This window comes from Corallococcus praedator, from assembly GCF_003612125.1.
Lineage (GTDB): Bacteria > Myxococcota > Myxococcia > Myxococcales > Myxococcaceae > Corallococcus > Corallococcus praedator.
Genome location: NZ_RAWI01000102.1, coordinates 1 through 25629, shown reverse-complemented (window position 1 = coordinate 25629; position 25629 = coordinate 1). Strand labels below are relative to the sequence as shown.

The following is a 25629-nucleotide window of genomic DNA, read 5'->3' as shown; positions in this document are numbered from 1 at the left end:
ATAAGATACAGCCCCTGTCCCCCACTCCCTCCGAGGAACGCCACTTCGCGGGCGGCGGTGAGATGGGGGAGCTGGTGCGCTCGCTGGACTGGTCCCAGACGCCGCTGGGTCCTTCACGCGACTGGCCCATCAGCCTGAAGACGATGGTGGGCGTGGTGCTCAACAACCGGTTCCCCATGCTCATGTGGTGGGGCCCGGAGATGATCCAGATCTACAACGACGCCTACCGGCCGGTGCTCGGACACAAGCACCCCGGCTCCCTCGGCGCTCCCGGCCAAGAGGTCTGGAAGGAGATCTGGGACGTCGTCGGTCCCATGGCGCGGGGCGTCCTCGAGGGCGCGCCCGCCACCTGGAACGAGAACCTGCCCCTGTTCATCAACAGTCGCGGGTTCATGGAGGAGACGTTCCACACGTTCTCGTACAGCCCCGTCCCCGACGAACGGGGCGGCGTGGGCGGCGTGCTCGTCACCGTGCGCGAGACGACCGAAGAGGTGCAGCACGACCGGCAGCTGCGCATGCTGCGCGACCTGGCGGCCCGCTCCGCCGACGCCAAGTCCCCCGAGCAGGCCTCCCGCGTCGTCCTGGACGTGCTCGGAGCCAATGACCTGGACCTGCCCTTCGCCCTGCTCTACCTGCTGGGCGAGGACGGTCTCACCGCCCACCGCGTGGGCAGCACCCTGCTGCCCGAAAACACCCTGTCCGCGCTGCCCCTGAAGCAGTCGCTGACCGACGCGGGCGACGCGGGCTGGCCCTTCGCCCAGGCCGCCGACACCGGCGAAGCGGTGATCATGAAGGACCTGCCGCGACGCCTGGGAGCACTGCCCGGAGGCCGCTGGAACAGCCCTCCCACGCTCGCGGTGGTGCGCGCGCTGGCGCGGCCGGGACAGTCGCGGCCCCATGGCTTCCTCGTCAGCGGCGTGAGCCCCCGGCGCCTGCTCGACGCGCGCTACCACACGTTCTTCCAGCTCACCGCCGAACAGGTCGCGTCCACGCTCTCCAACGCGCGCGCCTACGAAGAGGAGCGCCAGCGCGCGGAGGCGCTCGCCGCGCTCGACCGCGCGAAGACGGCCTTCTTCAGCAACATCAGCCACGAGCTGCGCACGCCGCTCACGCTCCTGCTAGGCCCCACCGAGGACGCGCTCGCCAGCCCCGCGCGGGCGCTCCAGGGCGACGCGCTGGACATCGTGCACCGCAACGGCGTGCGCCTGCGCAAGCTGGTCAACATGCTGCTGGACTTCGCGCGCATCGAAGCCGGCCGCGTGGAGGCCGCGTATGAGCCCACCGACCTTTCGACCCTGACCGCGGGGCTCGCCAGCGCCTTCCGCTCCGCCGTCGAGCGCGCGGGACTGGTGCTCGACGTCGACTGTCCTCCCCTGCCGGAGCCGGTCTGGGTGGACCACGAGATGTGGGAGAAGATCGTCCTCAACCTGCTGTCCAACGCGCTGAAGTTCACCTTCACGGGCAGCATCACCGTGGCGCAGGGCTTCCACGACGGACACGCCGAGCTGCGCGTCACCGACACCGGCACCGGCATCCCCCCGCACGAACTGCCCCGCCTCTTCGAGCGCTTCCACCGCATCCAGAACGCCCGCGCGCGCTCCCACGAGGGCTCCGGCATCGGGCTCGCGCTGGTGCACGAGCTGGTGCGGCTGCACGGGGGCACCCTCGCCGTGCGCAGCGAGGTGGACCGGGGCACGACGTTCACCGTGCGCATCCCCGCGGGCTTCGCGCACCTGCCCAGGGAGCAGGTGACGTCCGCACGGCACCACCGCGCGCCCCTGGCCGGCGCGGACCCCTACGTGCGCGACGCCCTGGGCTGGTTGCCCGGAGCTTCCCCCGCGCTGGGAGAAGACGGCGCGCCCGCGACGCGCGTCGACACCTCCGCGCTGGGGCCGGTGGAGCGCTCGCGCATCCTGCTCGCGGACGACAACGCCGACATGCGCGACTACGTGGGCCGGCTGCTCGGAACCACCTGGACGGTGGAGGCGGTGGCGGACGGCGAGGCCGCGCTCCAGGCAGCGCTCGCCCGCCCCCCGGACCTCATCCTCACCGACGTGATGATGCCGCGCCTGGACGGCTTCGGACTGCTGCACGCCCTGCGCGCCGACGAGCGCACCCGGCACGTGCCCGTCATCCTCCTGTCCGCGCGCGCGGGCGAGGAGGCACAGGAGGAGGGCCTGAACGCGGGCGCGGACGACTACCTGGTGAAGCCGTTCTCCACCCGGGAGCTGCTCGCGCGCGTCACCGCGCAGATCACCCGCTCGCGGCTGCGCACGCTGGAGGCCGCGCACTCGGAGCGGCTGGCGCGCATCTTCCAGCACGCCCCCGTGGGCATCGCCATCCTGCGCGGACCGACGCACGTCTACGAGTTCGCCAACCAGAACTACCTGCGGCTCATCGCCCACCGCGACGTGATGGGCAAGGGCATCCGCGAGGCCCTGCCGGACCTGGCCCACCAGGGCATCTACGAGCTGCTGGACGGCGTGTACACGACGGGCGAGCCCTTCATCGGCCGCTCCGTGCGCGTCGTCTTCAACCACGCCCCGGACCACGCGCAGGAGATCTTCTTCGACTTCGTCTACCAGCCCATGAGCGACGCCCGGGGGCAGGTGGAGGCCATCGTCGTCGTGGTCTTCGACGTGACGGAGCTGGCCACCGCGCGGCGCGAGGCGGAGGCCGCCAACCGCGCCAAGGACGAGTTCCTGGCGATGCTCGGCCACGAGCTGCGAAACCCGCTGGCGCCCATCCTCACCGCGCTCCAGCTCATGCGCCTGAGGGGCGACACCGCCGCGGAGCGTGAACGCACGCTCATCGAGCGGCAGGTGACGCACCTGGTGCGGATGGTGGACGACCTGCTGGACGTCAGCCGCGTCACCCGGGGCAAGGTCACCCTGAAGCGCGAGCGCACCACGCTCACCGACGTGTTGGCCAAGGCGATTGAACAGACCAGCCCCCTCATCGAGCAGCGCCAGCACATGCTGGAGGTGGACCTGCCCGAGCACGGCACGGACCTGGACGGGGACCCCACGCGGCTGGCGCAGGTGTTCGCCAACCTGCTCACCAACGCCGCGAAGTACACCGAGCCGGGCGGCTTCATCGCGGTGACGGGTTCGCGCGAGGGCCAGGAGCTGGTGGTGAGCGTGCGCGACACCGGCGTGGGCGTCGCGCCGGAGATGATGCCGCGCGTGTTCGACCTCTTCGTGCAGGAGCACCAGGCCCTGGACCGCTCCCAGGGCGGGCTCGGGCTGGGGCTCGCCATCGCGAAGAGCCTGGTGACGCTGCACGAGGGCTCCATCAGCGCCCAGAGCGCGGGCCGTGGACGCGGCAGCACCTTCACCGTGCGCCTGCCCGCGCTGGAGGCGCGCGTCCCCGCCGCGCTGCCCGCGCCGCAGCCCGGGGCCCTGACGCCCCAGGAGCCCGTCGCGGTGGGCGCGCGCGTGCTCATCGTGGACGACAACAAGGACGCGGCGGACGTGCTCTCCGAATCCCTGGCGTTCCTCGGCTGCGACACGCGCGTGGCCTACGACGGCCCCAGTGGCCTGGAGGCCGCGAAGGGCTTCCGCCCCGAAATCGCCCTGCTGGACATCGGCCTGCCGGTGATGGACGGCTACGAGCTGGCGCGGCTGTTGCGGCAGCAGGAGGAGCCCCGCGCGATGAAGCTGGTCGCGGTGACGGGCTATGGCCAGGAGTCGGACCGCCTGCGCTCCAAGGCCGCGGGCTTCGACGCGCACCTGGTGAAGCCGCTGCACTTCGAGACGCTGGAGACGCTGCTCAAGGACCTGACGGGAGCCTGAGCCAGGGCCGCCTCCCTGGCGGGCAACCGGGCGCGAGCGACGTCCGCCAGGGGACGACCCGGAGCAGGAAGCCGGGCCCGGAGGGAGCGAAGGCCTTATGCTCCGGCCCGACATGGCCACCGTTCCCGCGCCTTCCGCCAACCTGGCGGACGGCGGACTCTTCTGCGAGCTGTATTGGGGCACCTCCCTGGCGGAGGCCTGGAGCTATGGCCCCGAGCTGCGCCAGGTCCACGCCGCGCCCGACGAGACGGCCCCCCTGCCCCTCTACGGCTTCACCCTGCCGGAGGAGCCCTTCCTCCTGGCCGAGCGCACCGCGAAGGGCTGGCGCATCCATGTGCCGCCGTCGGCCCACGTGGAGAAAAGCCTCAAGGGCGATGACTTCCACACGGTGGGCCCGGAGGAACTCACGGGCGCGCCCGGCCGCATGTCGCTGGAGCTGCGCGAGGGCATGACGCTGCGGCTCGTGGAGGGAGAGCTGCGGCTGCTCGTGGCGCCCTCGGTGGTGAAGGAGCGCGCGGACCGCTTCCGCGTGCGCGACGTGGCGTGGATCATCATCGCGGCCCTCCTTTTTCTCAGCGCGCCCATCGCCTTCCTCACCATGGGGCCGGATCCGCAGCGCATCGCCGCGAGCAACGCGCGCGCGCTCCAGTCCGCCCACGACAAGGAGGAGGCACGGCGCAAGGCGCTCGGGTTGGATCAACCGATGAAGCCGCTGTCCGCCGAGGAGAAGGCCGCGCGCCAGCAGGACGGCGGCGCGCGCGTCACCGTGCCCGCGAGCCTGGGCGTGCAGTAGGCGTCTCGTGGCGTCTGGGGCCGCGTCAGGGCCCCAGTCCCACCCACACCTCGCCGTCCTCGAAGAACTCCTTCTTCCAGATGGGGACATCCTGCTTGAGCCGCTCGATGGCGTGCTCGCAGCCCCGGAAGGCCTCCTTGCGGTGCGCGGACGCCGCGGCGATGACGACGGCCAGCTCGCCCGGCACCAGCGTGCCCACGCGATGCACGATGGCCAGCTGCGTGCCCGGCCACTGGTGGGCGACCTCCTGGCCAATCTCCGCGAGCTTCGCCTCCGCCATGGGCGCGTAGGCTTCGTACTCCAGCCGCAGCACGCGCCGGCCCTTCGTCTGGTTGCGCACGGCCCCGGAGAACGTCACCAGCCCGCCGCGGGACTCGCCCGCCACCGCGTCCACGACCTCCGCCAGGACGAGCGGCCGGTCCACCACCGCGAAGAGGCCCGGCGAGCCTCCGGCCACGGGCGGAATCAGCGCCAGCTCCGCGTCCTGGGGCACGGGGGCATCCGCCCCCACGAACTGCTGCTGCACCGCCACGCGCAGGTGCGGAAGCAGCGGCGTCAGCGCCGGGTGCCGCGCGGCGAGCAGCGCCAGCACGTCCGACACGCGCGCCCCTTCGGGCACGTCCAGGGACTCCCGCGACACGCCCGCGCGCTCGCGGGCCGCGGCGAAGTACAGCACCGTGACGGACATGGCCTGAAGGTCCTCCTGGGCTCCCGACCGGGAGCCCCGCGTTCCAACACGAAAGCAGGGGCGCTTCGCCGGGCCCGCCAGTTCGGCCTGGCGAACCTTCGCGGACTAGCGCTCGCGCAACACGACGCGGCCCTGGAGCCGGCCCCCACCCTCCGCCGGGGCGAAGTCGAGGAACCCGTACTCCAGCGGGGTGAGCCGCTCCAGCAGCGCGCCGACGAAGACCTGGCTCGCGAGCAGCTGCCCCTGCCCCACGCCCGGCACCGAGCGCGCGCCCGCGAGGTCCGAGCGCAGCCGGCCCAGGTCCACCATCAGCGACAGGTGGCCCGGACCGAACGCATCCCCGCCGAAGCGCGTGCGCAGCGTCGCGCCCACGTCTCCCGTCTCGCGGCCGGAGAGCACCTCGCCCGCCTCCAGCGTGGCGCGCTCCGGGCTGAGCGAGAGCGTCACCGGCTGCTCCTGGAGCCGCGTGCGGAAGCGCGTGGTGCTGCCCTGCGTCTCCTTCTGGAAGACGAGCCCGTTGTCCTGCAGCTGCTTCTGCACCAGTTGGAGCACCGGAGGCAGTGACGTGAGCCCCGCCTCCATCACCACCGTCCCCTTGGGGGCCGGGCGCTGGTCGCGGATGAAGCTCTTGAAGAAGGCCGCCGCGTCGAAATAGACGAGCATCGCCACGTCCCCGCGCAGCGCCTTCAACAGCGCCTCCGCGTCCAGCCCCTGCGTGCGCCAGCGCTCCAGCGTCCGCTGGCGCCGGGGAGAATCCGGCGAGCCGAACACCAGCCGCGCCAGCTCCTCCGGGGGCACGGACAACTGCGCCGCCGCCACCGGCCCCGCCGCAGCGCGCCCGAGCAGCGCCGAGGCCGGGCCCCGCGCCGTGCCCAGCAGTGGCCGGGACGACGACAGGAACCCATCCAGCTCCGCTTGATCCGCCTGCACCGCCAGCGAGCCGAAGAAGCCGCGCACCGGCATGTCCTCCTTCTCCGCCTCCGGCACCGGCGGCGCGGAGAAGAGGAACACGCTGCCGTCGCGCACCTTGCCGCGCAGCTCGGCCAGCAGCGCGTTCTCCGACACGCCCGGCCCCGACAGCGCCTCCACCCGGCGGCGCACGACGTTCACGTCCGGCGACTCCACCGCCAGCGCCTTCACCGTCTCCCCGGGCTCGGGCGCGTCCGGGGAGTCCGGCACCGCCAGGTACACGTAGCCCCGGTCCGCGAACAGCAGCATCGAGCGCCCGCCGTCCACCGGATCCACGCGCGCGCTGCCGTCCTCCTGGGGCAGCACCCGGTGGCCCGCGCCACGCAGCTCGCGCGAGACGGCCTCCAGCGCCGCGCGCATGTCCGTCACGCCCAGGAGCGCCACCACGCCGTCGAAGTCCGGCAGCAGGAAGAAGCCGAAGCCCTCCTCGGGATCCACCACCGTGGGGCCCCCCGCCAGGCTGCGCAGCAGCAGCGGCACCAGCGGCGCCTCCTCCAGCGTGCTCCGCGCGTTGCGCGAGCCGACCAGCCGCTCGTAGAAATCCACCAGCCCCTCCACGTTGCCGCGGAGGCGGGGCACATAGAGCACGGTCTGCGCATCCTCGGGCACCGCGCGCAGCACCGGGCGTGGCACCACGGTGAGCACGACGCGGGCCAGCTCCTTCTCCCCGTCCAGCGCGCGCACCGTGTAGCGGCCCGCCACGTCCCACGCGTGGCGCACGCCCGCCACTGTCTGGGGCGGCGTTCCGTCACCAAAGTCCCAGGTGACGCTGGGCGCCTTCGCGTTCTGCGAGCCGAAGGACTCCGGCACGCCCGCCTCCAGCGTCCGCTCCGGGCCCAGGTCGGGCCTCACGCTCCGGCAGCCGGGGGCCACGAGCCCCACGGCGACCGTCAACAGGAGGAGCGGCAGGAAAGACGGGAGCGCGCGGGGACGGGACGCCATGGGCGTTCCGTTAGTAATCCAACGCCAGACCGAACATCCAGCGCCGGCTGCCCAGGTTCAGTCCGGCGCCGCCGAAGTTGTTCACTTCCGCGTAGGTGTACTCGGCGAAGAGGTACGAGTGGTTCACGCCCAGGTCGGAGTCGAAGTCGCGCGCGAAGCGCGGCTCCAGCACGTCCAGGAGGAACGACACGCCCGCGGTCGCCGCGTAGCCCCACTTGCCGCCCTTGCCCGTGTCCAGGCCCACCACCTCGGTGGAGCTGCCCTTGGTCATCCACCACGGCGAATAGACGAGCCCCAGCTTGCCGTACGGCACCAGCGGCACGCCCCATTTGAAGGCCGCGTAGTCGAACTTGTAGAAGGCGTTCAGTTGGAGGGGCAGCACCTTCAGGGCCGCCTTGTCCGCCGCCTCGCCGCCTCCGTCCGCGAGCACCGCGTTCGCGTACTTCTCCCCGTATCCCACCGACAGGCCCAGACCCGCCGTGCCGATGCCCTGGTAGAAGAAGCGCTGCAGCTCCAACTCGACGAGCAGCAGCGACTCATCCCCGAAGGTGTTCTTGTACGGGGTGTCGGTGAGGCCCTTCTCGTAGTCGATGCGCGGCTTGTAGCCGCCACCGCGGAAGATGATCGCGCCAGTGCGCGGGGAGCGCGTGGGGATCGTCACCTCCTGCGCCACCGCCGGAACCGCCAAGAGAAGCGCCGCGACTCCCAGGCCCACTGCCGTGCTGCTCATGACACCTTCCTCCGAGACGAAAGCCAGATGCCCAGCGCGGCCAGCACCGCGCCACCCGCGAGGCCTCCGCCGGTCGAAGCACAACCGCCCTGTTCCTGGCCGTTGGCGTCCTTGTACGCGTCGAACAACCCATTGCTCTTCACGGGCGTGCCTTCCACCACGGCGGAAGCCTCGCTCACGTTGCCCGCCTCATCCTCGAGCTTCGCCCGGATCCGGTACGTCACCCCGTTGATCAACCCGGTCGCCACCACGTTGCCTTCGCCCGCCGCCTTGTTGAAGCGGAGCGTGGGACCCTCGGACTCCCCCACGGGGGTGGTGCCCGCGTCGGCGACCGTGCCCGCGTCGTCCGTGCCCGCGTCGGCGTCCGTGCCCGCGTCCTCCTCCGGGATGCCAGCGTCCGCCTTCAAGATGGCGTTGAGCTCGATGATGACGTTGGAGTCTTCTTCCACGTTGTCCACCTGGACCGACAGCGCCGAGTCCCGGGCGATGACCTTGCCAATCGAGGGCGCCGAGGGCGCCTCCGGGTCATAGGTCAGCGTGAAGGCCGGTGCCCCGATGCTGGAGTAGGTCGCCGAGCAGGTCTGGAGGACGGAGTCCGAGATGGTGGGCGTGATGGCGCACAGCTTGAAGCTGACCTCCTTCTCCTGCGTGGCGCAGGTCGGCGCCCCTGTCTGCCTGGCCAGCACCTGGCTCATGGAGAAGCTCACGACCCCCGAGGTCGTGGTGTTCCCCGTGACGGTATCCAGGGTCAGGTCCGTGGCCACGGGTGCCAACCCCCCGCAGCTCCCAGAGGTGACATAGAGGTAGACGGTTCCTCCGTTGCACAGGGTCCCGGTCCGGCTCCAGCTGAAGCGCAGCGTCGTGGTGCACTCATCCCGGGACGTGACCACCGTGTTGTTGTTGGAGGTGGACGTCGTGGTGAAATTCACCGCCGTCCCCGTCTGGGCCACGGCCGGGAGGGCGAAGAGCAGGAGGGCGACAAGAGGAAGGCGCATGGATGGGTCGGAAGGCTAGCAAGCGCGGGGCCACCGACAACCCCCGTCCGGATGGCCCGTTCAGCAGCAAAAGCCCCGGGTTCGCGCGCCAAACAGACACGCCGTCCCCAGGGGCCGTGCCAAATTGTCAGGAGGGGCGTTCGGTGAGCTTGAGGCCGGCTTCCACCAGTTGGGCGGCGGCCCGGCCGGCGTTGTCCACCGACGCGAAGAGGGTCACCCACTCCGGGGCCTGGGGAAAGGCGCGCACCCGTCCCACATGGATGGCGGGGTCGGCCATCACCAGCATGGGCATGGGGTAGATGCGCTCACCCGGGGCGTCCAGCACCTTGAGGGACGGGGACGTCTTCAGCGCGGCGCGCACCTGCTCCACCGGGCCGGGCTTCTTGAGCTGCACGTTCACGGTGAGGCCGTGGCCGTGGAAGGTGGGCACCTGCACGGCGGTGCCGGCCAGGACGGGCACCTCGCCCAGGGCGGCGAACAGGCGCGCGGCCTCCAGCGTCCAGCCGCCCTCCTCCTCCGTCCAGGGGGAGTTCACCATGAAGCCGCCCACCTGGGGCACCAGGTTGAAGCCCACGCGGTGGGGGAAGGCCTGGGGCTCCGGCTCCCGGCCGGACAACAAATCCGCGGTCTGCTTCTCCAATTCGGAGATGCCGCGCACGCCCGCGCTGGAGGCGCCCATCAGCGCCGTCACCTGCGCGCGCACCACGCCGAACGCGCGGCGCAGGGGCTCCACCAGGTGCACCGTGGCGCTGGTGACGATGCCCGGCAGGCACACCACCCGGCCCTTGAAGGTGAAGCCCGGCCCCAGGGCCTCGGTGTTGAAGCCCGGCAGCACCAGGGGCACGTTGCCGTCGCTCCGGAAGGCGTTGCTCGCGTCCACGACCCAGGCGCCCGCGGCCTGCGCGGCCGGGGCCAGCGTGCGGGAGGCCTCCGCGGGCGTGGCCAGCAGCACCAGGTGGATGCCCTTGAAGGCATCCGGCGAGGCCAGCTCCACCTCCAGCGTGTCCTCGCCGTACTCCACCTCCAGGCCCTTGGAGCGCTCCGAGCCGAAGGCCCGCACCTGCTCCATGGGCACGTCGCGCGCGTACAGCGCGGCCAGCACCTCGCGGCCCACCACGCCCGTGGCACCCACCACCGCGATTTGAAGGTTCTCTTTCATGAGGGCTCCTTTACGCCACCGCCCCCAGGGGCGCGAGCACGACGCGCGGGGCCCTTCTGAAAAGCGGTCAGTCTTCCTTGAGCCGCGACGTGGGCGCGGGGCCCGGCAGCGGCGGGAACTTGGGGTTGCGCTCCGGCTCCGACGCCCGGACGTAGTGCGGCTCCAGCGCGAACAGGGCCTGCATCGAATAGGCGTCCGGCAGCCGCGCCAGCCGGCCCACCTGCACCGCGGACGGGAAGGCGGGCCCGGACAAGAGCCGGTGGGGTGACACCCCGTGCTTCTCCAGGGCCTGCCGGTAGTCCGTCAGCGCCGGCCCCAGCGCCACCGCCTCGGGTTCGGCGGCCATGCGCTGCGCCACCTCCTCCGGCGACATGGCGGTCTCCGGCGCCAGCGCCTCCACGGCGTGGCCCGTGCGGCGGTAGGCCCCCAGGTAGAGGTCATCCCGGCGCGCCACGGCGAGGCAGAACAGCGGCACGCCCTCCGGCCCCTCCAGCGCCACCGCCGCCAGCGACGACGCGCCGGCCACCTTCAGGCCCGTGGCGTACGCGAGCGACTTCACCGTGGCGAGCCCGATGCGCAGGCCGGTGAAGGACCCTGGCCCCAGGCCCACCGCCAGCCCTTCCAGGTCCGTCAGCTTCAGGCCGTGGCGCGCGAGCAGCTCTCCGACGACGCCGGGCAGGGCCTCGCTCTGCTTCTCCGGAGGAAGCACCACCACGTGCTCCACCGTGCGCACGTCGTCCCCCTGGCGGTCCACCAGGGCGAGCGACAGCGTCAGCGTGGAGGTGTCCAGCGCGAGCAACACGGGCAACGTCCCTTCCTTCGTCTCTCAGGCCGGAATGGCCCACAGGTCCAGCGGCACTTCTGACACGCGCACGCCGCACCGGTACAGCCGCACGCGCGCAAGCCCCTTGTCCAGCATGCCCAGGGTCTTCGCGGCGGCCTTCGACAGGTCGATGATGCGACCGTCCACGAAGGGGCCGCGGTCGTTGACGCGCACCTCCACCTGGCGGCCGTTCTCCATGTTCAGCACCTTCACGCAGGAGCCGAAGCGCGCCGTGCGGTGCGCCGCGGTCATCGCGTTCTGGTTGAACTTCTCCCCGCTGGCGGTGGGCCGGCCATGGAGGCCGGGGCCGTAGAAGGACGCAAGGCCCTCGCCCAGGTAGCTGCCGGGCATCTTCTCCCTGCGGGTCACCTTCGGGTCGTCCTTGCCCGAGCCCGATTCCGTCTCCGGGGGCTGGGGCTTCGTCGCGCGTGTCGCGCAGCCTGCGAACAGTCCCATCCCCATCAGCAGGAGCACGGTGCGTCCTCGCATCATCACCTCTTGGTTAGCGGGTCACATCGTTGGTCACGGCCAGCAGCATCAGCAAGATGAGCAGCGCCAGACCCACCATGTTCGCCACCTCGCGCACGCGCACGGGGATGGGGCGGCGGCGGATGCCCTCCCACGCGGCGGACAGCAGGTGGAAGCCATCCAGCACGGGGATGGGCAAGAGGTTCATCACGCCCAGGTTGATGGAGATGATGGCCATCAGGTTGAGAAAGCTGTCCATGCCCTGCTCGGCGCTCTTCGCGGCGAGCTGGTACATCATGATGGGGCCGCCAATCGTGCTGGGCGACACCTTGCCCACCACCAGCCCGCCCAGCACCTGCACCATCTGCCCGACAATCTTCGGGACGATGAGCGCGGCCTCCTTGAAGGCGGCCGCCGGGCCCAGGTCGATGGTCACCTTCTCCACCGGCGGCAGGTCCGCGCTGCTGTAGCTCCACGGGCGCACGCCGAACACCAGCGGGGCGCTGGTCTGACCGTAGTCGTCGCGCGTCTTGAGCGGCGCCTGCGCCAGCTTCTCCGTGCGCTCGCCCTTTTCGCCGCGCCACGTGAGCGTGAAGGGCTGTGCCTGCAGGCCGTTGAGCACCGTGGCCAGCTTGTTGAAGGACTTCAGCGGCGTGCCGTTGATGGCCACGATGCGGTCTCCCGGCTGGATGCCCGCGGCCTCCGCCACGCTGCCGGACGCCACCGTCGCGACGTAGAGGTCCACCGCCTCGGCGCCCAGCGCCGAGGGGCCTTCTCCGGCCTGACGCGGCAGGGTCACCTGCTTCACCTCCGGCACCCGGCCGGAGACGGCGCCCACCGCGACGGGCTGGAGGCGCGCGACGATCAACGCCAGCGGCGTGCCCTCCGCCACCTTGGCCACCTCGCGGTACAGGGCCGCTTCGTCCTGCACGTGCACGCCGTTGACGGACAGCACCCGGTCAAAGCTCTTGAGGCCCGCGTTCGCCGCGGCCGAGCCCGCGAGCACGCCCACCACCGGCGGCTGCGGATAGGGGCTCACGCCAATCATCCCGCGCTCGACGGTGTCCACCGGGGACACCTCCGAGCTGCGCTCCGGCGTCACCTGCACCACGCGCTCCTGGCCGTCGCGCTCCAGGGTGATGGGCACGGGGCGCTCGAACCGGCCGACGAACGCGTCGCGCATGTCGTCGAAGGTGCGGACCGGCTCGCCGTCCACCTTGAGGATGCGGTCTCCGGGGCGCATGCCCGCGGCGGCGGCGGCCATGTCCGGCGACACCATGCCCACGCGCGTGGACAGCGTCTCCTGGGGGCCCAGGAAGACGAAGAAGTACACGAAGATGGGGAACACCAGGTTGAAGGCCGGGCCCGCGAGCACGATGAGGCCGCGCTTCCAGGGGGGCTGCGCCAGGAACCCGCGCGCGGCCTCTTCCGGCGGCAGCTCCTCGTGGGGCAGGTCACCCGCCATCTTCACGTAGCCGCCCAGGGGCAGCAGGGCCACCTGGTACTCCGTCTCACCCTTGGTGAAGCCGATGATCTTCGGCCCGAACCCGATGGAGAACTTGAGGACCTTCACCCCGCAGGCCTTGGCCACGAGGAAGTGGCCAAGCTCGTGCACCGTGACGAGCACGCCCAGCAGGAGGATGAAGAACCCGAGGTTCTGGAGCATGGGCCCAACAGTAATCGCGCCCACCGACCTGGACAACGCGCAACGACGGGCGCGCGGCAGACGGGCAGGCGCGAAAACGGGCACTTACGGCAACAGGTGCCTCACGAACTGCACATAGACGAACACCAGCGGCGCGTTGAACACGAGCGCGTCGATGCGATCCAACACGCCGCCATGTCCGGGAATGAGCTTTCCGGAGTCCTTCACGCCGTAGGCGCGCTTGAGCATGGACTCGCACAGGTCGCCCACGGGGCCCAGGAGTCCACCGAAGAAGCCCAGCAGCACACAGTCCCACACGGTGAACACGGGAAAGAAGAAGCCCCGGGCGATGAACATGCCCAGCACCGAGCCGACCATGCCGCCGAAGAAGCCCTCCCACGTCTTGTTCGGGCTGACCGCGGGGTAGAGCTTGTGCTTCCCCAGGAAGCGGCCCGCGAAGTACGCCAGCGTGTCGTTGGCCCAGGTGATGGTGAGCGCGCAGATGACCCACGCGAGGCCGTGCTCCGGCAACAGCCGCAGCGCGGACAGCGCGGTGAGGCCGATGGCGCCGTAGAGGAAGCCCGTCACGAGGTGCGCGGCCCGGGTGGGAGCCTCCGCGAGCGCGCCCCGGAACAGGTTGTAGATCCACGCGAAGAAGAAGAAGACGGATGTCACCCAGAAGGCCGTCTCGCCCGTGCGCGCGGCGTCCTTCAGGGGCAGCAGCGGCATGAGGAAGGCGGCGGCCATGCCCACCCAGGCGGCGGCGCCCAGGCGCTTCTGGGTGATGAGGTAGTACTCGCCGGTGCACACGGCCGCGGCGGCGCCGAGCAGCACCGCGCTGTACCACCCGCCCAGGAACAGCAGCAGGAGCACCAGCGGCAGGAGGGTGATGCCCGTGAGGATCCGGATGAGGAGGTTCTTGTTCTTCTCGTTCACGCCTTGGCCCGCTGGGGTGTTTCGTCCCGGTTCAGCTGGGCGGACGTCAGCCCGAAGCGCCGCTCGCGGCCCTGGTACTGCGACAGGCAGCGCAGGAACTCTTCGGTGCGGAAGTCAGGCCAGAGGGCGTCGGTGAAGCACAGCTCGGCGTACGCCACTTGCCAGAGCAGGAAGTTGGAGATGCGCTGTTCGCCGCTGGTGCGCACCACGAGGTCCACCGGGGGCAGCCCGGAGGTCCACAGCCGCGACTCCAGCTCGTTCGCGTCCAGGTTCGCGGGGTCCAGCTCGCCGCGGGCCACGGACTCGGCCAGGGAGCGCGCGGCGCGCAGCAGCTCCTCGCGGCCGCCGTAGGAGAGCGCCAGGGTGAGGACCATGCCCGTGTTGTGCGCGGAGTCGGCCATCAGCCGCTCCAGCGGTTCCTTCACGTAGCGGGGCAGCTTCTCCACCTCGCCGATGGCGTTGAGGCGGATGCCGTTGTCCAAAATCTCCGCGCGCTCGGACTCCAGATACTCGCGCAGGAGCTCCATCAGCCCGGCGACCTCTTCAGCGGGGCGGGCCCAGTTCTGGGAGGAGAAGGCGTAGAGGGTGAGGGCCTGCACGCCCACCCGGCGGGCGGTGCGCGTCACCTCGCGGACACTCACACTGCCCTCGCGGTGGCCCTCCAGGCGCGGCTGGCCCCGAAGCTCCGCCCAACGCCCGTTGCCGTCCATGATGATGCCCACATGGCGCGGGAGAGGCCGGGCCTTGACCTGGACCTCGAGAGGGGTGGGCAACACGGTGGGGCGATCCATGAAGCCGCGCACCCTAGCGGCGGCGCCGCGTCGCGTCCACGGGCGCGTGGCCGGCCGGTCCCCCTCCCCCGCTGGCCGGTCGCCTGCCGGGGTTGAACGGTTCATGACGGGACACGGGGGCCGGCTAGAGTGGTCTTCCATGAAAACTCCTCATGCCTTGCCCTCTTTCCGGCTGCTCGGCGGCCTGCTGGGCCTGTGCCTTTGCGGGGTGGGTCCGGCCTTCGGGCAGGCGGGGGGTCCTTCGGCTCCGGCGGCCTCCAGGGACTACTTCACGGCGGCGATGGCGGAGACGGCCCGGCTCCATGACGACCTGGAGTACGAGCAGGCGCTGGCCGCGGTGACGCGGGCGAAGCGGTTGGCCCGGTCCGACGCGGAGCGGGCTGCGGCGGCCCTCTATGAGGGCATCGTGTTGGCGGACATGGGCCAGCGCGATGCGGCGATGGCGTCGTTCCGGGCGGGCCTGAGGCTGACGCCGGACGCGAAGCTGCCGGTGAAGGTGTCTCCCAAGGTGGAGGGCGACTTCGAAGCGGTGCGCGCGGAGGTCCAGCGCGAACGACCGGTGATGGCGGCCCCGGTGCCGGCCCCGGAGGTTCCGCCCCGTCCGACGGATGCGCCCGCGCAGCGAACGGTGGAGGCCCCTCCGCCGTTGCCCTCGCGGCCTGTCGCCTCCGCGCCCGTGACTTCGCCCGGCGTGGACCTGAGGGTGGATGCGCAGCGGACCCAGGTGCGGCGGGTGCCGGCGCTGTCGTGGGTGTTGCTGGGCACGGGTGTGGCGGCGGGAGGCGCGGGGACGCTCTTCGGGCTCCAGTCGCGCGGCAACGTGAACTCCGCGCGCGAGGTGGCGTTGGACTCGTCCGTGGACGGACACCTGGAGGACGCACGCGGTCAGGCGGTGGTGGCGAACGTCCTCTTCGGCACCGCGTTGGCGGCGGCGGCGGGCGCGGTCACGGCGTACTTCCTGAGCGAGCCCACGGTTTCGGAGGTCGCGCCGTGAGGGCCTGGATCGCGGTGGCGGTCGGAGTGTGGCTGGGCGTGGGCTGCACCGTGCCGTCTGCGGAGCAACTGGCGGTGGAGCGACTGTGCGCGGGGCGTGGGACACAGACCTTGGATGGCGTGCTGCGCGCGGATAAGGCGTGCGACCGCGGAATGGAACTCACGGTCCAGTCCACGGGCTTCAAGCCGGGCTGCGTCCGCGTGACCGTGGGAACTTCCGATGGCTCCCGAAGCGCCTCCACCCTCGTCAGTGGCAGGCCTTCCACGGCGGCGGCGGGAAACACCCTCCGCGTCGGAGTGCAGTTGTCCGAAGCCTGGGAGGGCAACCTCCGACTCGGTGCGGAAGCCTTCGAGCAGACCTGCGACGCGGTCGCGGTGACGAAGCAGTCGCTCGATGCCGCCCCAGCGGCGAAGGGACGTGTGCGCCACGTTCGACTGGAACTGGCGGCGACCGATTCAGATGACGACGGATATGTCGCCAAGAGCAGCGGAGGCTCCGACTGCAACGATGCGAACGCCGCCATTCATCCAGGCGCCACGGAGCGCTGCGACGGCGTGGATGACAATTGCGTCGACGGCGAAAAGGACGCCGTGGATGGACGGGCCTGGTATCAGGACCTCGATATGGACGGATATGGGTCTTCCGCCATCCAGGTTTGCACGCAACCGGCCGGAGCAGTCAGCGAAGGGGGTGACTGCGACGACACGAATGCATCCATCCGGCCAGGCCAGGGGGAACTCCGCTGTGACGGCAAGGATGACAATTGCAATGGCTTCACCGATGAGGACTTCAACACCGGGAGCAACTGCATTGCCGAGTTTCAATGCAGTGGAACCAGGGTATGTGATGCGAGCCCGTCCCAGGCAAGCTGCCAAAGGACACAGGAACCCATGGAGTGGTTCGTTGACGAGGATGGCGACGGTCGTGCAGGAACAGAGGCGGGGCTGGGTTGCACCCCTCCTGTAACCGGCGCAGTCTCGACAAACACAGACTGTGACGAAAGTTCGGTCTTCGTAGCGACCGGGCTCGCCGAAGTCTGCGACCGACTGGACAACAACTGCTCCGGAGGCGTGGACGAGGGCTGTGGACCCCTACAAAGGGATGTGTACACGGGTGTCCAAGGGACCACGGGTTTCAATTCGATTGCCACATACGAGCTGGGTCAGAAGGCCTGGGTCGTGGGGACGAACAAGCTTGTTCATCTGTTCGATACGACCGCGAGCAGCCGGGAGTATTCCGACAGCTCTTGTCAGAGAGACTGGAAGGCTGCCTGGGCCGCCCAAGACGGTCGCGTCTTCATCGTCGGTGCGAACGGATGGCTGTCGACCCGTTTGCCCAATTTGGATGCGCCGTGTTTCACCCCCCAGGCGACCGGCGCTCCAGCCTTCACGGGTGTCACGGGAATTGATGACCCCAATGTCGGCGCTACGGTCTATGCCGTGGCAAACACCGGGAAGATGTTCCGCTGGTCGCCTCCGTACAATGCCTCAAGTGACCTCCTGGAGATCGCGGATGCTCCCGCCAACCTCCGAGCGGTGGACGGCCATCGCACCGCCGACACACTGCTCGCCGTGGGTGCCTCGGACGCATCGGGCAGCCCGGCGGCGTTTCGTTTCAGCCCCGCGGAGGGGGCATGGATCCAGGAAGACCTGGGTGAAGCCGCCAACGGCTCCGGATTCCTCAGGGGTGTCGATGTGGTGGACGCGCGGCAAGCCTACGCCGTGGGGGAAAAAGGTCTCGTGCTGAGGCGCGATCGCCGGGGGTGGAGCATGCTGCCTCGCGTGACGAACACAGTCGGCGCATTCGTGACCTTGACGGATGTCGTCGCCTACAGCCGTTCCGCTGTCTACGTTTCCTCTTCCGAAGGAAACATCCACTTCTTCAACGGAACCACATGGCAGGTGGTCTACGAGGGCACCAAGGCCCTCATGAGCATGGACGGACCTCTTCCGACCCTGATCTCGACCGCTGGCGACAACAACACCGTGCTGCGATTCCACCCCTGAAGCCATCCACCTGCCGCGCCGGGCCTCACCTGTCCGGCCCGTGCGTTCACTCCGCCAGCAGGTTGAGCTTGAAGACGTTGTCCTGTCCGGCCTTCACCTCGAAGGTCCGCCGCACGTCCTTCTTCAAGTCACCGTTCACGACCCGCACCTGATGCACCCCCGCCGTGGTCTCCACGGCACCGAACGGCGTCTGTCCCAGGTTCCGTCCATCCAGGAACACCGTGGCGTATGGACGGATCCGGAACTCCACCCGCCCCCTGGCCACCGGCGGGCGCGGCTTCATCGGTTTCCGGACGCTGCCCGCATCCGGCGTCATGGGCGCCACTTCCGCGACAGCGTCCGTCGACCCCGCCTCGTTCGCTGGAGCACCCGCGTCCGTTTCCGGAACGCCTGCGTCCTCGCTCCCCGCATCCGTCACGGCCACCAGGGCGACCGAGGGAACAGAAGGCGCCTTCGGCACCCCGTCCGTGGGCGTCGGGTCCTTCAAGGCCGCATCGCCCTTCACCCCGGGCGTCACGGGCTTCGAGTCCGAACCGAGGACGACCCAGCCACCCACCGACACCAGCGCCCCCAGCGCCACGACCGAGGCCACCAGCACCCCACGTCGCGAAGCGGCTTTGCCCACCGGGCTCGCGGGCACCGCGGCCTCGGCAGGCACGGAAGCCGGCGGAGCCGCCAAGGGTCGCGCGGGCGACGACCCTCGCGCCAGGACATTGCCTGCGGACGGCGTCGCGGGATCGGTCGCCGCATCGGGGGCCCCCAGCAGGTCCTCGGGCGCGCTCGCGGAGTTCCGGGCGCGAACCGCGTCCTTCCCGGCCCACGCCGTGCCCTCGCGGACAGGCATCGGCGTGGTCAACGCCTCCGCCGCACGCGGCGCCTCCTCCATCTGCCGGGGCTTCACCTTCCCCGGCTCCTCCGCGCCCAGGACCGCCGTCTCCCGCGCCTTCGCGTCCACGCGCGCGGGCGTGGGCGGCACCGAGGCGTTCTCCGTCACCTGTGCCACCAGCCGGGCAATCTGGAACGCGCCCACCGGCTCACCCAGCGACAGCACGAACCGCTCCAGGTCCGCCTGCAGCTCGCGGCAGTCCGGGTAGCGCTCCTCCCGGTCCTTCGCGAGCGCCCGCTCCAGGATGCGCTGCATCGCCGGGGGCAGGTCGGGCCGGCGCTCCACCGCGGGCACGAAGGGCTCGAAGAGGATGGCCTGCATCATGCCCACCTCCGTCGCCGCCTCGAAGGGGCGCCGGCCGGTGAGCAGCTCGTAGAGCACCATCCCCAGCGCGTACACGTCCACGCGCGCATCCATGTTCCGGGCCTGGAGCTGCTCCGGGGGCATGTACGCGACCTTGCCCTTCACCACGCCCGTCTGCGTGCGGTGGCTCTGCCCCGCCACCTTCGCGATGCCGAAGTCCACCACCTTCACCGCGCCCTGCCGGGACAGCAGCACGTTCTCCGGGCTGATGTCGCGGTGGACCAGCCCCAGGGGCGCGCCCGTCTCCGGGTCCGTCAGCTCGTGCGCGAACGCCAGCCCCTCCGCCGCGGAGGCCACCATCTTCGCGCACAGGGCCACGGGCAGCGGCACCTTCTGCTCCGTGGAGCGTTTGATGAGCCGGCGCAGCGTGGGCCCGTCGATGTACTCCATCGCCAGGAAGTAGCTGCCGTCGGCCTCGCCGAAGTCGAAGATCTGCACCACGTTCGGGTGGTCCAGCTGCGCGGCGAGCTTCGCCTCGCCCAGGAACATCTCCACGAACGCCTCATCCTCCGCCAGGTGCGGCAGGATGCGCTTGAGCACCAGCGTCTTCTCGAAGCCACGCGGCCCGGCGGCCTTGGCGAGGAACACCTCCGCCATGCCTCCCGAGGCGAGCTTGCGAACGAGCTGGTACTTCCCCAATTGCATTGACGGCGAGCTTTCCCACGGTTTTCCGGAAAAGTGAAACGGCCTTGAGGGTCGAGCGTCCGCCGGCCCGCAAGGTGTGTGCGGGTGTTTGACCATCAGGTGACGTGCTCCGTAGGATCCGCGCTCCCATGCCCCCCAAGGCCATTGGTCCCTACCGCGTGTTGGAGACGCTCGGCAGTGGCGGGGCCGGGACCGTTTATCGGGCCCGGGACCGCCGCACGAACGACGAAGTCGCGCTGAAGCTCCTTTCGACGGGTCCGTCCCTGGACGACCGCGCCGCGCGGAGACTCGTGCGCGAATTCGAGACCCTCGCGGACCTTGCCCACCCCAACGTCGTGAAGGTCTTCGAGGCCGGCGTCCACGAGGGCTGGCCGTACCTGGCCATGGAGCTCATCGAAGGGCTCACCCTGCGCCACTACCTGGACGTGAGCGCGGGCGAACTGCACTCCGCCACGCCGCTCTCTCGCGCGCCGCTGTCCATCCGCCGCACCGAGGACGACGACTTCGGCAGCGTGGACGGCCCGGACGAGGACGCGGACGACGACTCGGTCGTGGACGACGACGACGAGGACGGCACGTTCGGCCTGAATGCCTTCGCGGAGGAGGCCCCCAGCGAGGACCTGGCCAGCTTCCACGGCGCGGGGGAGGACTCGGATTCGGACGACCTTCCGGTGGATCCGCGCCGCGACCTTTCGCGCAAGCCGGCCGCCAAGGCGCACGCCGCCCCACCGCGCATGGCGGACCTCAACCGCCCGGAGCGCATGGGCCGGCTGAAGGACGCGATGCTCCAGGTGTGCGAGGCGCTGGCGTACATCCACGGCCATGGGCTGGTGCACCGCGACCTGAAGCCGTCCAACATCATGGTGGACGACGACCGGCAGGTGCGCCTGATGGACTTCGGCCTGGCCAAGTTCCTCGCCGACGACGCGGGCATCACCGCGGACGGCAAGCTCGTGGGCACCTACCGGTACATGGCGCCGGAGCAGATTCTCGGGGAGCCGCTGGATGGGCGCTCGGACCTGTACAGCCTGGGCGTCATCCTGTACGAGCTGATCAGCGGGCGTCCGCCGTTTGACGCGAAAACGCCGCACGAGCTGTGGCGTCAGGTGCTGGAGACGGAGGCACCGCCGCTGCTCGCGCTCAACCTGCATGGCGACCCGCAGCTCGCGCGCGTCGCCCATCGCCTCATCCGCAAGGAGCCGGACGACCGGTTCCAGACGGCCGAGGAAGTCTACGAGGCCCTCTCCGAGTGAGCACCGCGACGACGCACACCCTCACCGTGGACGCCGCCAAGGCGGGCCAGCGCGTGGACCTGTTCGTGGGAGAGGCCCTGGGCCTGTCCCGCGCGCGCATGAAGCGCCTCTTCGACGAAGGCCAGGTGCGCGTCAACGGCCGCCCCGCGAAGAAGGGCCTGATGGTCGCCGAGGGCCAGCAGATCACCGTGACGGTGGAGGAGACGACGCGCGAGGCCGTGCCCGACGCGGACTTCCCGCTGGTCATCCTGCACGAGGACGCCTCGCTGCTCTTCGTGGACAAGCCCGCCGGCCGGGCCTCGCACCCGCTGCAACCGGGCGAGACGGGCACCGTCGCCAACGCGCTGGTCTCCCGCTACCCCGAGTGCGCGCTGGCCTCCCAGGATCCGCGCGAGGGAGGCCTGTGCCACCGCCTGGACGTGGAGACGTCCGGCGTGGTGGCGGCGGCCCGCACGCGCGAGGCGTGGACCGCCGTGCGCGAGTCCTTCAGCCAGCGCGCCGTGGACAAGCGCTACATCGCGCTGGTGACGGGGCCGCTGGCGGATGAAGGCGAGGTGGAGGTCCCCCTGCGCCACCACCCGCGCCATCCGGACCGCGTGGAGCCCGCGCCCCACGGCGCCGAGGATGCCCGCGAGGCGCTGTCGCACTTCCGGGTGCTCGGCCGTTCGGGGGACTACAGCCTGGTGGAGGTGAGAATCCTCACCGGGGTGCTGCATCAGGTGCGCGCGCACCTGGCGGGCATCGGCGCGCCGCTCGTGGGGGACGCGCTCTACGGAGGCCGCGAGGCGCCGGAGCTGGGCCGCTTCTTCCTGCACGCCCGCTCGCTCACCGTGCCCCACCCCGTCACGAAGCAGCCCGTGCGCGTGGAGAGCCCCCTGCCCCAGGACCTGGTGGCGGAGCTGGGGCGACACGGCCTGACGTTTCCGGCGCCAGAGGGTGCGGCCGGGGCTATTCCCCCATCACCTTGAGGATGACGCGCTTGCGCCGCTGGCCGTCGAACTCCGCGTAGAACACCTGCTGCCAGGGGCCCAGGTCCAGCTTGCCCAGGGTGACGGGAATCATCACCTGATGGTGGACGAGCATGGATTTGAGATGGGCATCCCCGTTGTCCTCCCCGGTGCGGTGGTGGCGGTAGTCGGGGCCGGAGGGCGCCAGGTGCTGGAGCCAGTCCCAGATGTCCTCGTGGAGGCCGGGTTCGTCGTCGTTGACGAAGACGCCCGCGGTGATGTGCATGGCGGACACCAGCACCATGCCCTCCTGGATGCCGCTCTTCTTCACCAGCGCCGCCACGGTGTCGGTGAGGCGCACCAGCTCCCGCCGGGACTTCGTCTCGAACCAGAGGTATTCGGTGAGGGTCTTCATGGGCCGCGCTGTCAGAGGGGGCCACTAGAGTGACTCACGCCATGCGAGCCATCCTCCACGTGGACATGGACGCGTTCTACGCGTCCGTCGAGCAGCGCGACAACCCGTCCCTGAGGGGCAAGCCCGTCATCGTCGGCGGGCATGCACAGCGGGGGGTGGTGGTGGCCGCCTCCTACGAGGTGCGGCCCTTCGGCGTGCGAAGCGCGATGCCCATGGCGCGCGCGGTGAAGCAGGCCCCGCACGCGGTGGTGGTGAAGCCCCGCTTCTCCGCCTACGCGGAGGCCAGCGAGCAGGTGTTCGCCATCTTCGAGCGCTACACGCCGCTCATCGAACCGCTGTCCCTGGACGAGGCGTTCCTGGACGTGACGGCGTCGGTGGGGCTGTTCGGCGCGGCGGCGGACATCGCGAAGCGGATCCGCAAGGAGATTGCCCACGAGCTGAACCTGCCGGCGTCCGCGGGCATCGCCACGGCGAAGTTCGTGGCGAAGATTGCCTCCGACCTGGCCAAGCCCAACCATCAGCGCGAGGTGCGGGCCGAGGAGACGGTGGCGTTCCTGGCGGGGCTGCCGGTGTCGCGGCTGTGGGGCGTGGGGCCCAAGACGGAAGAGGCGATGAAGCGCGCGGGGCTGTCCACCATCGGGGATGTGGCGGCGCGGGAGCTGGGGTGGCTGGAGGAGCGCTTCGGCTCCAGCGGCAAGCACCTGTGGGAGCTGTCGCACGGCATCGACGCGCGGGACGTGGTGCCGGACCGGGCGGCCAAGAGCGTGGGCGCGGAGGACACGTTCGAGGAGGACCTGACGGGCCTGGAGGCGCTGAAGCCGCACGTGCACGCGCAGGCGCTCCGGGTGGCGCGGCGGCTGCGGCGGGCGTCGCTGAAGGGCCGCGTGGTGCAGCTCAAGCTGAAGTTCGCGGACTTCACGCTCATCACCCGGCGCACCACGCTGCGCGAGGCGACGGACGACGGGCAGGTGCTCTACCGCGCGGCGCTGGAGCTGCTGGAGCGCGCGCACGAAGGCAAGCCGATGCGGCTCACGGGCGTCAGCGTGCAGTTGGACGAGGACGAGGCGCAGCTCGGGTTGTTCCCCGCGGCGGTGCCGAAGACGTCGAAGCTCAATGAAGCGATGGACCGCATCGCCGCGCGCTTCGGGAGCAAGGCCATCACCATGGCGGACATCGCGGGCGCGGAGGCGCCGGACGACGATGACCACCGCTCCGAGCGGCCAGTGGAGAAGCCGAAGCGGTAGGGGCGCGAGGCATCAGCGCCCTTCTGCCTGCTTCGGACATCCGGTGCAGCGAAGCAGAAGCGCTGAAGCAGCGCTCCGGCCCCTTGATGACTACCCTTCGCCGCCGTTGGAACCGGAGGACGACGCCGGACGCTCCGCGCCCGAGCCGCCCTCACCGCTCCCACCGCCGGTGCGACGGCGACGACGACGGCGGCGCTTGCGGCGGGGGCCTTCCGCGTCCGCCGCGCCACCACTCGCGCTCGCGCGCTGCGGGGGCACCTCTCCGGACTGCCACGCCTCCAGCGCCTCGCGCCCTTCGCCCGTGGCCTCCACCGTCATCGCGAAGACGGCCAGCGCCTCGTTGAAGAGCGGGTGGCGACGGAAGGCGCCCGTCTTCTTGCGGCGCTCCCCGGACAGCGTGCGCTGCATCAAGAGCAGCATGCGGCAGCGCTCGGCGATGCGGCGCGGCAGCCTCGCGGCCTCCACGAAGCCCGCCAGCAGGTCCTCGATGACGTGCGCGACGGACGCGCGGCTTTCGTCCTGCGACTCCTCCACCGGCTGCGTGCGGCCAATGGGCACCAGCAGCGTCGCCAGCAGGATGGCGTCGTCCAGCACCTCGCCCGCCGACACGCGCTTATCCAGCGCCTGGGCGAAGGCGTAGAAGGTCTTCTCCCCTTCCTTGCCGTTCTCCCGCAGGTACTCGTCCACCGGCGGCAAGAGCAGCTTCAGCGCGTCCAGCGCCGCCAGCAGCTTCAGCGCCGGGGCGGACACGCCGCCGCGGATGAGCCGGAACGTCTCTTCCAGGAGGCGCGCGGGGGCGCAGCGCGGCAGGTCCTCCACCGCGCCTTCCATCGCCGCGTACGTGCGCGACTCGATGTCCAGGTCCAGCTTCGCCGCGAAGCGCACCGCGCGCAGGATGCGCACCGGGTCCTCGCGCATGCGCACTTCCGGGTCGCCGATGGTGCGGATGAACCGCTCGTCCAGGTCGCGCCGACCGCGCACGTAGTCGATGACCCGACCTTCGGCCGCGTCGTAGAACAGCCCGTTGATGGTGAAGTCGCGGCGGCGCGCGTCCTGCTGCGCGGTGCCGAAGACGTTGTCGTGGGTGATGAGCAGGTCCTCACCCGACGCCTCGTCCGTCGCCGCGCCCGGAGCGGGCTCCAGCTCCGTCGGGTTCGCGCGGAAGGTGGACACCTCCACGATCTTCCCGCCCTTGAAGTACACGTGCGCCAGCCGGAAGCGCCTTCCGATGAGCCGGCAGTTGCGGAAGATGGCGCGCACCTCGCCCGGGTGGGCGCTGGTCGCCACGTCGAAGTCCTTGGGCTTCTTGCCCAGGAGCAGGTCGCGCACGCAGCCGCCCACCAGGTACGCCTGGTGCCCGTGCTGGTGCAGCCGCAGCACCACCTTGAGCGCGTCCGGATCCATCTCGTCCGGGTCGATCTCCGCCGGCTCGCCGGTGCGCGTGGTGGTGGGCGCCTGAAGCTCCGGCTCGTTCGCCGCGGGCTCCGGCTCCGGCTCCAGGATGACGGCCTCGGGCTCCTCGGCCTCGTCGCCCGCTTCGGCGGCGGCCTGGGCGTCCTCGGCCTCCGCGGCCTTCAGGGCCTCGGTGGCGCGGCGGATTTCATCGCTCACCTCGGGGTCGACCGGGCCGGCGTCCTCGGTGTCGTCGTCGTCATCGAAGCCTTCGTCGTCCCCCGCCTCCGCGGAGAAGGAGGGCTCGGTGCCGTTGTCGGAAGGGGCCTCGGGGGCCCGGGCTTCAGGTTCACTGGGACGCGCGGAGGAGTCCGCCGGCTCGGTGGCCGCGGTGCGCTCCTCCTGGCCCGTCAGGTCCAGGGGGGAAGACATAGAAAAAACCTCGTGCGCGGACCCGGAGGACTCCACCGCTGCCGCCTCAAAGGAGGCCTCTCCGCGCGCGTCGTCTCCGGGCGCGGCTGGCAGCGTTCCGCCTGGGGGCGGGGGATGGGTCGGGTCTCGCGTCATTCGCCTCGGAAGGGCAGCCGTCTATCACGCATCCTCCCACCCATGGGGGTTGCGCTTAAGGACATTCTTCAAGGACGTCCGGGGTCCATCAGGGCCCCCCTGCCCGCCCGCCGGACTCCGGGTGTCCTTCCGGTGCCCGGGTCGTCCCGGGGCGCCCCGCTGCCCGCGAAGGGCCCCCTGCCAG

General features: G+C 70.8%; 20 protein-coding genes. 7 read left to right on the top strand and 13 right to left on the bottom strand.

All coding sequences use genetic code 11. From position 1 onward, the window contains the following. Positions 1-3794 (top strand): ATP-binding protein (locus D7Y13_RS15820; protein WP_341870417.1); only part of this gene is annotated, 3794 nt, incomplete at its 5' end. A gap of 112 nt (positions 3795-3906) precedes the next feature. Continuing rightward, positions 3907-4587 (top strand): hypothetical protein, encoded by a 681-nt coding sequence (locus D7Y13_RS15815; protein ID WP_120583638.1) that lies wholly within the window; start codon positions 3907-3909, stop codon positions 4585-4587. Positions 4588-4612: 25 nt separating this feature from the next. Here the strand turns inward: D7Y13_RS15815 and D7Y13_RS15810 are convergent, their stop codons facing one another. From D7Y13_RS15810 to uppS, 10 genes are all read right to left on the bottom strand, one after another. Continuing rightward, positions 4613-5275, bottom strand: coding sequence for a molybdenum cofactor biosynthesis protein (locus tag D7Y13_RS15810; RefSeq protein WP_120534509.1), 663 nt, complete (start codon positions 5273-5275; stop codon positions 4613-4615). Between the two features lie 105 nt (positions 5276-5380). Continuing rightward, positions 5381-7186: a PKD domain-containing protein gene (locus D7Y13_RS15805; protein WP_120583634.1), complete on the bottom strand. Its 1806-nt coding sequence runs from the start codon at positions 7184-7186 to the stop codon at positions 5381-5383. Between the two features lie 10 nt (positions 7187-7196). Beyond that, positions 7197-7916, bottom strand: a complete 720-nt coding sequence (locus tag D7Y13_RS15800; protein ID WP_120534511.1) for an MXAN_2562 family outer membrane beta-barrel protein — start codon at positions 7914-7916, stop codon at positions 7197-7199. Further along, on the bottom strand, positions 7913-8911 hold the full coding sequence (locus D7Y13_RS15795) for an MXAN_2561 family MXYO-CTERM-anchored protein (protein WP_120583633.1): 999 nt from the start codon (positions 8909-8911) through the stop codon (positions 7913-7915). Before D7Y13_RS15795 ends, D7Y13_RS15800 begins: the two co-directional genes overlap by 4 nt. 127 nt (positions 8912-9038) lie before the next feature. Further along, positions 9039-10070 (bottom strand): aspartate-semialdehyde dehydrogenase, encoded by a 1032-nt coding sequence (locus D7Y13_RS15790; protein ID WP_120534516.1) that lies wholly within the window; start codon positions 10068-10070, stop codon positions 9039-9041. A 67-nt stretch (positions 10071-10137) separates the two neighbouring features. Continuing rightward, positions 10138-10872 (bottom strand): tRNA (adenosine(37)-N6)-threonylcarbamoyltransferase complex dimerization subunit type 1 TsaB, encoded by a 735-nt coding sequence (tsaB, locus tag D7Y13_RS15785; RefSeq protein WP_120534529.1) that lies wholly within the window; start codon positions 10870-10872, stop codon positions 10138-10140. A gap of 24 nt (positions 10873-10896) precedes the next feature. Beyond that, on the bottom strand, positions 10897-11382 hold the full coding sequence (locus tag D7Y13_RS15780; RefSeq protein ID WP_120534517.1) for a septal ring lytic transglycosylase RlpA family protein: 486 nt from the start codon (positions 11380-11382) through the stop codon (positions 10897-10899). Between the two features lie 13 nt (positions 11383-11395). After that, positions 11396-13027, bottom strand: a complete 1632-nt coding sequence (gene rseP / locus D7Y13_RS15775; RefSeq protein WP_120583632.1) for an RIP metalloprotease RseP — start codon at positions 13025-13027, stop codon at positions 11396-11398. A gap of 84 nt (positions 13028-13111) precedes the next feature. After that, entirely contained in the window at positions 13112-13942 is an 831-nt protein-coding gene (locus D7Y13_RS15770) for a phosphatidate cytidylyltransferase (RefSeq protein WP_120534519.1), read from the bottom strand. Further along, on the bottom strand, positions 13939-14733 hold the full coding sequence (gene uppS, locus D7Y13_RS15765) for a polyprenyl diphosphate synthase (protein WP_120534530.1): 795 nt from the start codon (positions 14731-14733) through the stop codon (positions 13939-13941). The genes D7Y13_RS15770 and uppS overlap by 4 nt, the downstream gene beginning before the upstream one ends. Positions 14734-14872: 139 nt before the next feature. On the opposite strand from uppS, the gene D7Y13_RS15760 reads away from it, so the two are divergent. Both D7Y13_RS15760 and D7Y13_RS15755 read left to right on the top strand, forming a co-directional pair. After that, entirely contained in the window at positions 14873-15727 is an 855-nt protein-coding gene (locus D7Y13_RS15760; RefSeq protein ID WP_120534520.1) for a tetratricopeptide repeat protein, read from the top strand. Next, positions 15724-17733: a putative metal-binding motif-containing protein gene (locus tag D7Y13_RS15755; protein ID WP_120583631.1), complete on the top strand. Its 2010-nt coding sequence runs from the start codon at positions 15724-15726 to the stop codon at positions 17731-17733. The genes D7Y13_RS15760 and D7Y13_RS15755 overlap by 4 nt, the downstream gene beginning before the upstream one ends. Before the next feature lie 46 nt (positions 17734-17779). Here D7Y13_RS15755 and D7Y13_RS15750 read toward each other — a convergent pair whose 3' ends face one another. Continuing rightward, on the bottom strand, positions 17780-19627 hold the full coding sequence (locus D7Y13_RS15750) for a serine/threonine protein kinase (RefSeq protein WP_120583630.1): 1848 nt from the start codon (positions 19625-19627) through the stop codon (positions 17780-17782). A gap of 128 nt (positions 19628-19755) precedes the next feature. Between D7Y13_RS15750 and D7Y13_RS15745 the strand changes: the two genes are divergently transcribed. Further along, positions 19756-20880 carry a serine/threonine-protein kinase gene (locus tag D7Y13_RS15745; protein WP_120583629.1) on the top strand — a complete coding sequence of 375 codons (1125 nt, stop codon included), beginning with the start codon at positions 19756-19758 and terminating at the stop codon, positions 20878-20880. Further along, positions 20877-21848 carry an RluA family pseudouridine synthase gene (locus D7Y13_RS15740; protein WP_120583628.1) on the top strand — a complete coding sequence of 324 codons (972 nt, stop codon included), beginning with the start codon at positions 20877-20879 and terminating at the stop codon, positions 21846-21848. The genes D7Y13_RS15745 and D7Y13_RS15740 overlap by 4 nt, the downstream gene beginning before the upstream one ends. Here D7Y13_RS15740 and D7Y13_RS15735 read toward each other — a convergent pair. Continuing rightward, the gene (locus tag D7Y13_RS15735) at positions 21829-22242 is read right to left on the bottom strand and encodes a secondary thiamine-phosphate synthase enzyme YjbQ (protein ID WP_120534525.1); all 414 of its coding nucleotides are present in this window, start codon (positions 22240-22242) and stop codon (positions 21829-21831) included. The two genes, D7Y13_RS15740 and D7Y13_RS15735, sit on opposite strands and share 20 nt — an antisense overlap. A gap of 41 nt (positions 22243-22283) precedes the next feature. On the opposite strand from D7Y13_RS15735, the gene dinB reads away from it, so the two are divergent. Continuing rightward, entirely contained in the window at positions 22284-23486 is a 1203-nt protein-coding gene (gene dinB / locus D7Y13_RS15730) for a DNA polymerase IV (protein ID WP_120583627.1), read from the top strand. 90 nt (positions 23487-23576) lie between these two features. On the opposite strand, the gene pcnB is transcribed toward dinB, so the two are convergent. Next, positions 23577-25310: a polynucleotide adenylyltransferase PcnB gene (pcnB, locus tag D7Y13_RS15725; RefSeq protein WP_120534527.1), complete on the bottom strand. Its 1734-nt coding sequence runs from the start codon at positions 25308-25310 to the stop codon at positions 23577-23579. Positions 25311-25629: the final 319 nt, after the last annotated feature.